This window comes from Psychromonas sp. (genome assembly GCF_047632995.1).
Classification (GTDB): Bacteria; Pseudomonadota; Gammaproteobacteria; order Enterobacterales; family Psychromonadaceae; genus Psychromonas.
Map to the genome: position 1 here is coordinate 1 of NZ_JBLIEK010000109.1, position 12,031 is coordinate 12,031.

General features: G+C 41.4%; 9 protein-coding genes and 1 pseudogene. All 10 read right to left on the reverse strand.

Going from position 1 to position 12,031, the window contains the following annotated elements; genetic code table 11:
• On the reverse strand, positions 1 to 1,048 hold a 1,048-nt coding region (locus ACJAT7_RS15005; RefSeq protein WP_415227612.1), incomplete at its 3' end, for an amino acid ABC transporter permease.
• Position 1,049: 1 nt separating this feature from the next.
• Positions 1,050 to 2,234, reverse strand: coding sequence for an amino acid ABC transporter permease (locus ACJAT7_RS15010; protein ID WP_415227613.1), 1,185 nt, complete (start codon positions 2,232 to 2,234; stop codon positions 1,050 to 1,052).
• A gap of 71 nt (positions 2,235 to 2,305) precedes the next feature.
• The gene (locus ACJAT7_RS15015; RefSeq protein WP_415227614.1) at positions 2,306 to 3,319 is read right to left on the reverse strand and encodes an amino acid ABC transporter substrate-binding protein; all 1,014 of its coding nucleotides are present in this window, start codon (positions 3,317 to 3,319) and stop codon (positions 2,306 to 2,308) included.
• A gap of 386 nt (positions 3,320 to 3,705) precedes the next feature.
• On the reverse strand, positions 3,706 to 4,434 hold the full coding sequence (locus tag ACJAT7_RS15020) for an amino acid ABC transporter ATP-binding protein (RefSeq protein WP_415227620.1): 729 nt from the start codon (positions 4,432 to 4,434) through the stop codon (positions 3,706 to 3,708).
• A 92-nt stretch (positions 4,435 to 4,526) separates the two neighbouring features.
• Positions 4,527 to 5,606, reverse strand: a complete 1,080-nt coding sequence (locus ACJAT7_RS15025; protein ID WP_415227615.1) for an amino acid ABC transporter permease — start codon at positions 5,604 to 5,606, stop codon at positions 4,527 to 4,529.
• A 1-nt stretch (position 5,607) separates the two neighbouring features.
• On the reverse strand, positions 5,608 to 6,792 hold the full coding sequence (locus tag ACJAT7_RS15030) for an amino acid ABC transporter permease (RefSeq protein ID WP_415227616.1): 1,185 nt from the start codon (positions 6,790 to 6,792) through the stop codon (positions 5,608 to 5,610).
• 71 nt (positions 6,793 to 6,863) lie between these two features.
• Positions 6,864 to 7,877: an amino acid ABC transporter substrate-binding protein gene (locus tag ACJAT7_RS15035; protein WP_415227617.1), complete on the reverse strand. Its 1,014-nt coding sequence runs from the start codon at positions 7,875 to 7,877 to the stop codon at positions 6,864 to 6,866.
• Between the two features lie 271 nt (positions 7,878 to 8,148).
• A complete protein-coding gene (locus ACJAT7_RS15040; RefSeq protein WP_415227618.1) occupies positions 8,149 to 9,852 on the reverse strand; it encodes a BatD family protein in 1,704 nt (567 codons plus the stop codon).
• On the reverse strand, positions 9,852 to 11,732 hold the full coding sequence (locus ACJAT7_RS15045; RefSeq protein WP_415227619.1) for a VWA domain-containing protein: 1,881 nt from the start codon (positions 11,730 to 11,732) through the stop codon (positions 9,852 to 9,854). Before ACJAT7_RS15045 ends, ACJAT7_RS15040 begins: the two co-directional genes overlap by 1 nt.
• Positions 11,722 to 12,031, reverse strand: a pseudogene (locus ACJAT7_RS15050) (IMP dehydrogenase); the annotation flags it as partial. The gene ACJAT7_RS15045 and the pseudogene ACJAT7_RS15050, both read right to left, overlap by 11 nt.

Consider the following 12,031-nt stretch of genomic DNA (forward strand, 5'->3'; position numbering starts at 1 on the left):
ATTTTGAGTATTGCGACATACTGAAGCAGATAACCCAGTAAATAAGAGTGACAAATACATACCCTTCAACTTCAAATCCTAACCAGTCTGTATCACTGGTGGTCAGTGTCACCATAGCTAACACATCAAATAATCCAATGATTAAAACCAGTGTTGTGTCTTTAAACAGGGCAATAAAAGAGCCGACTAAGTTGGGAATCGATATTTTTAAAGCCTGCGGTAAAATGATTAAAATCATGCCCTGCCAATAACCCAATCCTAACGAATCCGCTGCTTCATACTGACCTTTCGGAATTGCCTGCAGACCGCCACGTATAACTTCAGCAATATAAGCTGATTGAAATAGTGTGATACCAATAAGTGCACGCAGCAGTTTATCAAAATCAATGCCATCACTGAAAAACAGCGGCAGCACCACTGACGACATAAATAAAATAGTAATTAAGGGCACGCCGCGAATAAATTCGATAAAACCGACCGATATGGTTTTGACAATGGGCATGTTCGATTGACGCCCCAGCGCTAAAACAATACCCAGTGGGAAAGAAGCTATGATACCAACGGCTGCCACCAGAATTGTCAACATCAGTCCGCCCCATTTTTCAGTCTCGACTACTTCAAGACCGAACCATCCACCACTGATCAGTGTGAAACATAGGATGGGAAATAACAGTATCAACACTATTTTAACCTTGAGATTGGCAACGAATTTCATGGCCAGTACAAATGCGACACAAATAAATGCGACAAGGTTAGGGCGCCAATGCGCGGCTTCGGGATAAAATCCGTAAATGAACTGATCAAATTTCTCTATGATAAAAATCCATCTTGCTCCTCCTTTTACTATTTCCTCTTTAGTGCCGGTCCAAGTCGCATCAATAATCATCCAATCGATGAGTGGCGGCAGGATAAGATAAATAAGGTAACAACCCAATAGTGTAAAGAAGCTATTGCTAAGATCTGAAAATAGATTTATCCGTAACCAGAAAAGTAATCCTTTATTGGTTGAAGGTGCTGCTTGAGCTTCTGTGAGTGCATAGACTGCCATATTATCTTCCTTTAATTGCCATTCTTGCATTGACCCAATTCAGTAGTAGCGAGATGAGTATGCTAAATGTTAAGTAAACAGCCATTGTCATTAATATAATCTCTACCGATTGACCCACTTGATTTAAGGTGGTGCCCGAGAACAGAGTAACGATTTCGGGATAACCGATAGCGGTTGCCAGCGATGAGTTTTTAAGCAGATTCAGATATTGGTTGATAACCGGAGGAATGATCACCCGTAGCGCTTGTGGCAAAATAACTTTGCGTAGAATAACGCTGTTTTTTAGTCCCAGTGACTGCGCCGCTTCGGTTTGCCCATTGGGAATCGACTGAATACCAGCTCGTACCGCTTCGGCTATATAGGTTGCCGCATAGATACTCAGGGCAAAAACCAAGGCTAAAAATTCAGGAAGAATGGTTAATCCGCCCGCAAAGTTAAATCCTTTTAGCACTGGATAGACAGCGCTAACAGGTTGCCCGCTTATAAAGTAAACCAGCAGAGGCGATACGATAAGAATAGATAGTGACACTCTAATGAGCGGGAATGTTTCGCCACTTGAATCATGGCGCTTACTGGCCCATTTTGTTAAAAAAAACACAGCAATACAGGCGAGTAAAAAAGCAATCAGTATAGAGAGACTGCCAGGTTCAAAAATAGGTTTAGGTAACAGCAAGCCACGGTTATTTAAAAAAATGGAGTCCAGATAGGCCATGCTGTTATGTGGACCCGGCAGCGCGGCGAGTACCACGTTATACCAGAATAGAATCTGTAATAGGATAGGGATATTACGGAAGGTTTCTATATAGACCAGTGATATCTTTGATATTAAAAAGTTATGGGATAAACGGCCAATACCGATTAATAAACCCAATACGGAAGCGATAATAATACCTATCACGGACACCAGTAAGGTATTTAATAAACCCACAAAAAACACATCCAGAAAGGTGGATGAGGTGTCACTATAGGTAATTAACGACTGGCTGATACCAAAGCCGGCAATATTATTTAAAAAAGAAAAACCTGTGCTGATCCCTCTCTTTTCTATATTTTCAAACATATTAGTTGCGAAATAGTATGCACTAAAAAAAACCAGCATAAGGGCAATGATTTGGTAAATAACCGCGCGTTTTTGGCTGCTATTGAAAAAAACAGAGGAACGGGGAGTGCGTTGCGAGTCTGTCATAGTAATAAGCCTTTTATATTTCCAATAATCCTTTTAAAAAGGGGGGGTTATTCCCCCCTGATAGATAAAGTTTATCGAATTGGCATTGAGTACATTAACCCGCCTTGGGTCCATAATTTATTCAGACCACGGTCAATACCAAGTGGTGAGTCTTTACCCACATGTTTATCAAAAGATTCTGAGTAATTGCCCACTTTCTTGATTATGTTATAAGCCCAATCAGCTTTTAGCCCTAGATCTTTACCTGCAGTACCTGTTGTACCTAACAAGCGCTTGATACTCGGATTTTCAGACTTAAGTTGCATGTCCACATTGGCTTGTGTTACACCCAGCTCTTCGGCTTCTAAACTTGCATAGAGAGTCCAGCGTACAATATTAAACCAATCATCATCTCCCTGACGAACGACCGGCCCTAAAGGCTCTTTAGAGATGATTTCAGGTAAAACCATCACTGAATTTGGATCGTCCATTTTAAGCTTTAAGCCATACAGTTGTGATGCGTCAGAGGTTACTGCATCACAGCGTCCTTTTTTGAAGCCGTCGATAGTCTGACCGGATGTATCATAAGTAACCGCTTTATATTCCATGCCATTCGCTTTGAAATAATCGGTTAAGTTAAGCTCGGTTGTGGTGCCCGCTTGAATACAGAATGTCGCCCCGTTTAATTCTTTTGCCGAGCTGACGCCCAGTTTTTTATTGACCAGGAAACCTTGTCCGTCGTAATAGTTAACACCGGTGAAATTGAGTCCAAGTGAGGTGTCACGTGATGAGGTCCAAGTGGACGATCGGGCTAAAACATCAATTTCGCCGCTTTGCAGCGCAGTAAAACGCTCTTTTGCGGTTAGGGGGATAAATTTGACGGCATCGGCATCAGCGAATACAGCAGCGGCAACTGAACGGCAAAAATCAACATCAAGACCTTCCCAGGCACCTTTTGAATCAGTTGCTGAAAAGCCTGGAATACCGGTAGACACACCACAGTTCAGTGCACCTTTTTTTACTACTTGTTCAAGTGTGCCTGCTGATGCTAAATTAGGTAGCAATGTGGCGGCACTTAGTAATAGAGCAATTTTTGTCAATTTCATTTTTATGTCCTTGTCTATGTTATTGATATTAATTTCAATATAAAGAAAGTAAAAAGGTGACTTTCTATTGATTAATCAAACATAGGGAGCATATATGAAACTTCTTCTTTGTTATGAAATTGTTAACGTTTGCAAGGGTTATCTCACAATATTGACCGTTAAATGAACAATAAATGTGATTTTACGACAGTAAATATGTGAGTCATTATAAAAAATTTCTGATGCAGGGGAAATGATAGGATTATAGTGTGATATCCATAACCTTATTATTGCGGCTATTTGCTGTGTGTTGCTAATTTTTTATTTAAGTAATTCGGGTACAAATATTATTTTAACTAGAAAGCAAAGGGGTAACGAGGAGCAGACGTTACCCCTTTGTCATTATTTTAGTGCGATAAAATCTGCTCTAAGAACATTTTGAGGCGATCCGACTGCGGATTATCAAAGAACTGCTGCGGTTCATTCTCTTCAATAATTTGACCTGCATCCATAAAGATAACACGATCAGCGACTTTTTTGGCAAAGCCCATCTCATGAGTAACACAGATCATGGTGATCCCTTCATCTGCAAGCTCGACCATTACATCAAGCACCTCGGAAACCATCTCCGGGTCTAATGCCGAGGTCGGCTCATCAAATAACATAATATTAGGGTTGATGCATAAGCAGCGTGCAATGGCGACCCGTTGCTGCTGCCCACCGGATAATTGATTCGGGTATTTATTTGCCTGATCTGCAATTTTCACCCGCTCCAGATAATACATCGCTGTTTTAATGGCTTCTTTACGCGGTTTTTTATGTACCCAGATAGGTGCTAAAAGCAGATTTTCGAGCACGGAAAGATGCGGAAACAGGTTGAAGTGTTGGAATACCATGCCCACCTCTGCGCGGATATGGCGTACCACTTTGAGATCGTCGGTCAGCTCTGTATCATTAATTGTAATGGTGCCTTTTTGGAATTGTTCAAGACCATTTAAGCAGCGGATAGTGGTTGATTTCCCCGATCCTGACGGACCACAAATAACCACTTTCTCACCTTTTTTAATGGTTAAATTAATATCTTTGAGTACGTGAAAATCCCCATACCATTTATTCACTTTTAGCATCGTGATCATGCTTTCTTCTGCTGACATGAAATTTCCTTTTTGACTAATAATGTTAAACAGGCATCATTTAAAAATAAGCATCAATTTATTGATTACTGCAATTAATGCTCTGTATTAAATTTGCGTTCAATAGATTTTGAGTATTGCGACATACTGAAGCAGATAACCCAGTAAATAAGAGTGACAAATACATACCCTTCAACTTCAAATCCTAACCAGTCTGTATCACTGGTGGTTAGTGTCACCATAGCTAACACATCAAATAATCCAATGATTAAAACTAGGGTTGTATCTTTAAACAGGGCAATAAAAGAGCCGACGATATTGGGAATAGATATTTTTAATGCCTGCGGCAAAATAACCAAAATCATTCCCTGCCAATAACCTAATCCTAATGAATCAGCCGCTTCATACTGACCTTTCGGGATCGCCTGCAGACCGCCGCGTATAACTTCAGCAATATAAGCCGATTGAAAGAGGGTGATACCTATTAATGCACGCAGTAATTTATCAAAATCTATACCGTCACGGAAAAACAACGGCAGCACTACGGAAGCCATAAACAAGATAGTAATTAAGGGCACGCCGCGAATAAATTCGATAAAACCGACCGATATGGTTTTGACAATGGGCATGTTCGATTGACGCCCCAGTGCTAAAACAATACCTAGCGGGAAAGAAGCGATGATCCCGACAGCCGCGACAATCATAGTGAGCATTAATCCGCCCCATTTTTCAGTTTCCACTACTTCCAGGCCAAACCATCCTCCACTTATCAGTGTGAAACAGACAACAGGAAAGAGTAAAATGAGGGCTATTTTAATCTTGCTGTTTTTAACGAATTTCATGGATAGCACAAAAGCGATACAGGTCAATACGACCATGTTTGGCCGCCAGTGCAGGTGCGCCGGATAAAAGCCATACATGAACTGATCAAATTTCTCTATGATAAAAATCCATCTTGCTCCACCATTTACTATCTCTTCTTTACTGCCAGTCCAAGTCGCATCAATAATCATCCAATCAATGAGTGGCGGTACGACAAGATAGATAAAGTAACAACCCAATAGTGTAAAGAAGCTATTGCTAATATCTGAAAATAGATTTTCCCGTAACCAGAAAATCAATCCCTTATTGCTAGAAGGTGCTGATTGTGCTTCTTTGAGTGTATAGACTGCCATATTATCTTCCTTTAATTGCCATTCTTGCATTTACCCAATTCAGTAGTAGCGAGATGAGTATGCTAAATGTTAAGTAAACAGCCATCGTCATTAATATGATTTCTACCGATTGACCCACTTGATTCAAGGTGGTTCCTGAGAACAGGGTAACGATTTCGGGATAACCGATAGCGGTTGCCAGCGATGAGTTTTTAAGCAGATTCAGATATTGGTTGATAACAGGGGGAATTATCACGCGAAGCGCTTGTGGCAAAATAACTTTGCGTAAAATAATACTGTTTTTTAGTCCGAGCGATTGCGCCGCTTCGGTTTGTCCATTGGAAATCGACTGAATACCAGCGCGTACCGCTTCTGCGATATAGGTTGCCGCATAGATACTCAGTGCAAAAATCAAGGCTAAAAATTCAGGGAGAATGGTTAATCCGCCAGCAAAGTTAAATCCTTTTAGTACGGGATAGGCTGCGCTAACAGGTTGTCCGCTTAGAAAATAAACCAGCAGTGGCGATAAGATAAGAATAGCCAGTGAGACTTTCACCAAGGGAAATGTTTCGCCACTTAAATCATGACGTTTGATAGCCCATTTAGCTAAAAAAACCACCGCGACACAGGCGAGTAAAAACGCGATAAGTATGTAGATACTGCCTGATTCAAAAATAGGTTTAGGCAGCAGCAAACCGCGGTTATTTAAAAAAACAGACTCCAGATAGGCCATGCTGTTATGTGGACCCGGCAGCGCGGCGAGTACCACGTTATACCAGAACAGAATCTGTAATAGGATAGGAATATTACGAAAGGTTTCTATATATACCAAGGATATCTTTGAGATTAAAAAGTTATGGGATAAACGGCCAATACCGATTAATAAACCCAATACGGAAGCGATAATAATACCTATCACGGAAACCAGTAAGGTATTTAATAAACCCACAAAAAACACATCCAGGAAGGTAGAAGTGGTGTCACTATAGGTAATTAACGACTGGCTGATACCAAAGCCGGCAATATTATTTAAAAAAGAAAAGCCTGTGCTGATACCTCTCTTTTCTATATTTTCAAACATATTAGTTGCGAAATAGTATGCACTAAAAAAAACCAGCATAAGGGCAATGATTTGGTAAATAACCGCGCGTTTTTGGCGGCTATTGAGCAAAATATGAGAACTGGGAGCGCGCTGCGAATCTTTCATATTAATAAGCCTTTTATATTTCCAATAATCTTTTTAAAAAGGGGTGATTATCACCCCTAGATAGATAAAGTTTATCGAATTGGCATTGGGTACATTAATCCGCCTTGGGTCCATAATTTATTCAGACCACGGCTAATATTAAGGGGAGAGTCTTTACCCACATGTTTATCAAAAGATTCTCCGTAGTTGCCCACTCCTTTAATTATGTTATAAGCCCAATTTTCTTTTAGCCCTAGATCTTTACCTGCAGTACCTGTTGTACCTAACAAGCGTTTGATACTTGGATTTTCAGACTTAAGTTGCATGTCCACATTGGCTTGTGTCACCCCTTTCTCTTCAGCTTCTAAGCTTGCATAGAGTGTCCAGCGTACAACATTAAACCAATCATCATCTCCTTGACGAACGGCTGGCCCTAAAGGCTCTTTAGAGATGATTTCTGGTAAAACCATCACCGAGTCTGGATCGTCCATTTTTAGTCTTAAGCCATACAGTTGTGACGCGTCAGAGGTCACAGCATCACAACGACCTTTTTTGAAGCCGTCGATAGTTTGGCTAGATGTATCATAAGTAACCGCTTTATATTCCATGCCATTCGCTTTGAAATAATCGGTCAAGTTAAGTTCGCTTGTAGTACCCGCTTGAATACAGAATGTTGCTCCGCTTAATTCTTTTGCAGAGCTGATGCCCAGTTTTTTATTTATTAGGAAACCTTGTCCATCGTAATAGTTAACACCGGTGAAATTTATGCCAAGTGATGTATCACGTGACGCAGTCCAAGTTGATGAGCGGGCTAAAACGTCAATTTCGCCGCTTTGCAGCGCAGTAAAACGCTCTTTTGCGGTTAGGGGGATAAATTTAACGGCATCTGCATCACCAAGGACTGCAGCGGCAACTGAACGGCAAAAATCAACATCAAGGCCTTCCCATACCCCTTTTGAATCAGTGGCTGAGAAGCCAGGGATACCAGTAGAAACCCCACAATTTAGCGTGCCTTTTTTAATGACTTGTTCTAGTGTGCCTGCTGAAGCTAAATTAGGTAGTAGTGTAGCTGCGCTGATTAGTAGAGCAATTTTTGTAATTTTCATCTTAATTTCCTTCGCTGAGTTACTACAATATATTTCACTGTAAAATGAAATGACAATAGAGATTAACGCAAAGAACACGCCAACTATTGCGAACTGCTGGTGCGTTAAATTAAAAGTGTTCTAAATCATAATGTTATATTGTTTTTTGAAGGGGATGTTATTTTAAAAAGAGGTTTAAGCAGCCATTTGGCGCTTTAAATAGGGAGTGATGGTGCGTAGCACACCAATATGGTGCGCCTGTTTTTTAACTCGCGTTAGGTCAATGGCGCATCTATTTATGCGCCTTGCTCGGATTTAAATCCATAATATTATTAGCCGTATGGTTTGATTTTTTCTGCAGATGCTTTGTTATTAACACGGTTAATTGCGTTGAATTCCAATCAGCGGAGGGGGTGCAACAGGCATTTTCTAGTGATTTTATTTCCGCTGCTAATTGTTGTTTGTCTTGTTCATTTAAGCTTATGTAATCGTTTAATTGGGAAAGACTTTTTAGTATTGGAAATTCACTTTGTGCATAGTTTAATAATGCTTGATAAATCAGCGCAGGATCGTTTTTCTTTAATTGGACCTGCAATGCGCTATAGCTATTATCCAGTGGCTCAACTTTTTTTATATTTTGCGCTTTACTCGATTTTTGCAAACGGCGGTAGTAGAGGTGATAAAAAATAAGCATCACAATAACAAGCAATAAGAGGGCGCTAATAATCTGCCAATATATAAGAGCCTGGTGATCGACAATAAGGGTGGGTTTAATCTCATCGATGGGACTGGCCGGTATAACAGGGTTGTTGCTTGCAGGTGAAACGGTATCTTTCTCTGCGGCTAAAATGGTCAGGGTTTGTGCGGGTAAAATGGCAAACTCTTGCTTATCTGTTTGGCTGTTCCACCATCCCATTTTGATTTCCGGCAGGATAAGCTCACCGCTCTGATCGGCGATTATCGCATGACGCATGCTGCGCACGGCGTAAAGCAAACCGTTTGCTTGCCCCTCTTTCAGCTCATCTTGATCCGGATAAAAGCGTAAACTTTGCGGATAGTTAAACTTGATTTCAGGCAGTTTAGCTTTATCAACTGAAGCCACTTGCAGGGTGATGTTGCGGGTGATCGGCTCACCCACATGATAAGTTTGTTGATTTAATGTGGGATCTTCAATCAGGCGAACATCATCACTAATTAACCACTCGCCTTGAAAGTCTTCAGGTTTAGCTTTTATCTCTATCGGCAGGGCGTCACCACGAATATTGATAGGATCAGCAATGACACTATTTTGCCATTCACTTATTTTCACTATTTTGCGTAAATTTCCCGTTAAAAGCGGTGATTTGACCGTGAAATCGCCCGCTTGCTTGGCACTTATTTGGAACTGTCGTGTAATGGTTTTATAACGAGTGCCATTACGGATTGTTTGTCCCTCTTTATCCTGTCCGTAAACAGTGACCGTTGCATCGGCTAAACTGGGCGCTAGCAGTTCTAGCTCATTGGTGTTTTCAGAGATAAATATCTTAGTGGTTAAAATCAACTGCTGGCCCAGATATACGCTATTTTTATTGAGGCTGTTTTCCATGAAAATTTTATTGTCTTCTGTTTCGGTTGCCTGATCCGAGGATTTTTCTACGGATATTTTAATTGCTTGAGTGGTCAGCGAGCCAAGTTTTAACGCGGGGATAGTTAACTCGCCAACTCTTTTCGCCTGCAGGGTTATTTGCCACTGTGTCTGTTGACTGAATTTACCGTTGATATATTTACTGTTGCGGCTTTGTGATGGGCGATAAACGGTAAACTCTTTCTCTAATGGCCGTGTGTCTAATTGATAGTCTGAATCGCTGTCGTTTAGCGTTATGGTTAATACAAACAGATCCCCTAATAAAACTGCATTATCACTAACCGATGTTTGCAGCTGCGGCGTAGCGCAATTGCCTTGAATTAAAAAAAGTGAGAGAAAAAGGGTTGTAACAGTTGAACGTATAATTTGCATTACCAGATCTCTCCGTTATTTTTTTGTTTGGCCGGCTGTGATTGTGCTCTTTTTTGGTATTCCAGACGCATTTTGTTGCGTAGTAATAAAGAGGGATCATCTGGCATATTTTTTAACCAGTTAGGTAAATCTTGCAGTTCCTGGTTTACTTGTTCAGCTTCTTGCATCTCACCCGCCTGTTGCTTTTGCTGTGATTCTTCAGATTGCTCTTGTTGCTCAGCTTTCTGCTGTTCGCTTTGCTGCTCAGCTTTCTGTTGCTCCGCTTTCTGCTGCTCAGCTTTCTGCTGCTCAGTTTTTTGCTGGTCGCTTTGCTGCTGGTCGCTTTGTTGCTGTTCGCTTTGCTGCTGTTCGCTTTGTTGCTGTTCGCTTTGCTGCTGGTCGCTTTGTTGCTGTTCGCTTTGCTGTTGTTCGCTTTGCTGCTGTTCGCTTTGTTGCTGTTCGCTTTGTTGCTGTTCGCTTTGTTGCTGTTCGCTTTGCTGCTGGTCGCTTTGTTGCTGTTCCTGCTGTTTTTTTATCTTTTCAAGCAGCTGTTTATTTTCCTGTGCCATCTTAAATCCAGGATCAATGGTCAGCGCCTGCTGATAAGCTTCAATTGCTTTATCAAACTCCTGTAACTGCGCGTAAGCATTGCCTTGGTTATAGAAGGCAGTGGCACTCTTTGGATCGTCAATAGTTGCCTGGGTAAACTCATCCAACGCTTGCTGATATTGTTTGTTTTGATATAAGGCGCTGCCTTTTGAGATGGGCTCATCATATAGCTCTGCGGCGGTTTGATAATCTTTATCCTGATAAGCCTGAAAGGCGTTTTGCTGGCCATTTTTCCAAATTGAAGCGTCAGCACTGGGGCTGGCAAAGGGCATAGTTACGCTTAATAAAAGAACGTAAAAAAGACCTTTTCTAAACAGTAATAAAAACAGCGGCAGTAATAAAAAAGTCAGCCAATAACCATCATCTATGGCAAATTTATTCTGTCCGGATTGTCCGTTCTCTTTTTTATGAGCATCTTTGACCGTAAATAAACTCGCTAACCGCTCTATATCTGCGTTGCTATTGCTGGGCGTCAGATACAGACCATGGCTGGCGTTACTTATGGCGTATAACGGCTGAGCCTGTAGTTTAGGCACAACAATATCACCCTGTTGATTTTTCAGTAAACTGCCGTCCGATAATTTAATAGGCTCGCCTTGCTCTGTTGCCATCGCCAGTATAGAGACCACCCAATCAGTGCCTTTTAGGCGTGCCACCATTTTTTGTGATGTTTGTTTATCAATATCATCAGTAATAAATACGATATGGCCTTGTGTATAACCTGCATTTTCCAGCAGGGTGATCGCTTTCTCCAGGGCGAGATCGGCACGTGCACCCGTGACTGGCATGATCTCCGGCGAGAGCTGCGGAATATGGTTGATAATAGAGTTGCCGTCTGCGGTCAAAGGGGAGATAGTAAACGCATCTCCTGCATAGGCTATCAGTGCTTTTTCACCTTCGCTTAATTTTTTTATCAGATCAATCGTTTTGTATTTTGCCTGGCTTAAACGGTTAGGTTTTATATCCGTTGCGTACATTGAATAGGAAAGATCCAGCGCGATTACCTGCGCCTTTTCCATCTCATAGACAGGCAGCTGCAGATTTCGCCAGCTGGGTCCCGCCAGTGCAATGCAGGCAATAACGGCGAGAATATTAAAAGTAAACGTCTGTGTATTGCCGCTGCTTGGTGAGCTGACCAAATGTTCACTTAAATGGGCGGCGATGAGGTTTTGTGATTGCCCCTTTTTAGCCATCTTGTAACGCAGCAATGAAAATAAAAAAACAGCCAGTAATCCGAGCAGCCACAGGGGGCGTAAAAATTCTAAGGGCATAAAACTACTTTCAGGCATCATACGAACCTCTTAATTTGCAATAGAGGGCAAACATAAATAGCAGAGAAAAGGCAGCGCCAAGCGGCCAATAAAACAGATCCTTTTCTGGGCGAAACTCTAGGAAATCACTAGCAACCGGCTCTAATTCATTGATTTTTTGATAGATGTTTTGCAGCTCCTGCTGGTTTCTTGCTCTAAAATATTGTCCTCCGGTGAGCTTGGCAATTTCAGTTAAGGTTTTTTCATCAAGATCTGCCGATGGGTTAATACGCTGACGTCCAAACAGCGTACGTTTCACCATCTCGTCTGCACCGATACCA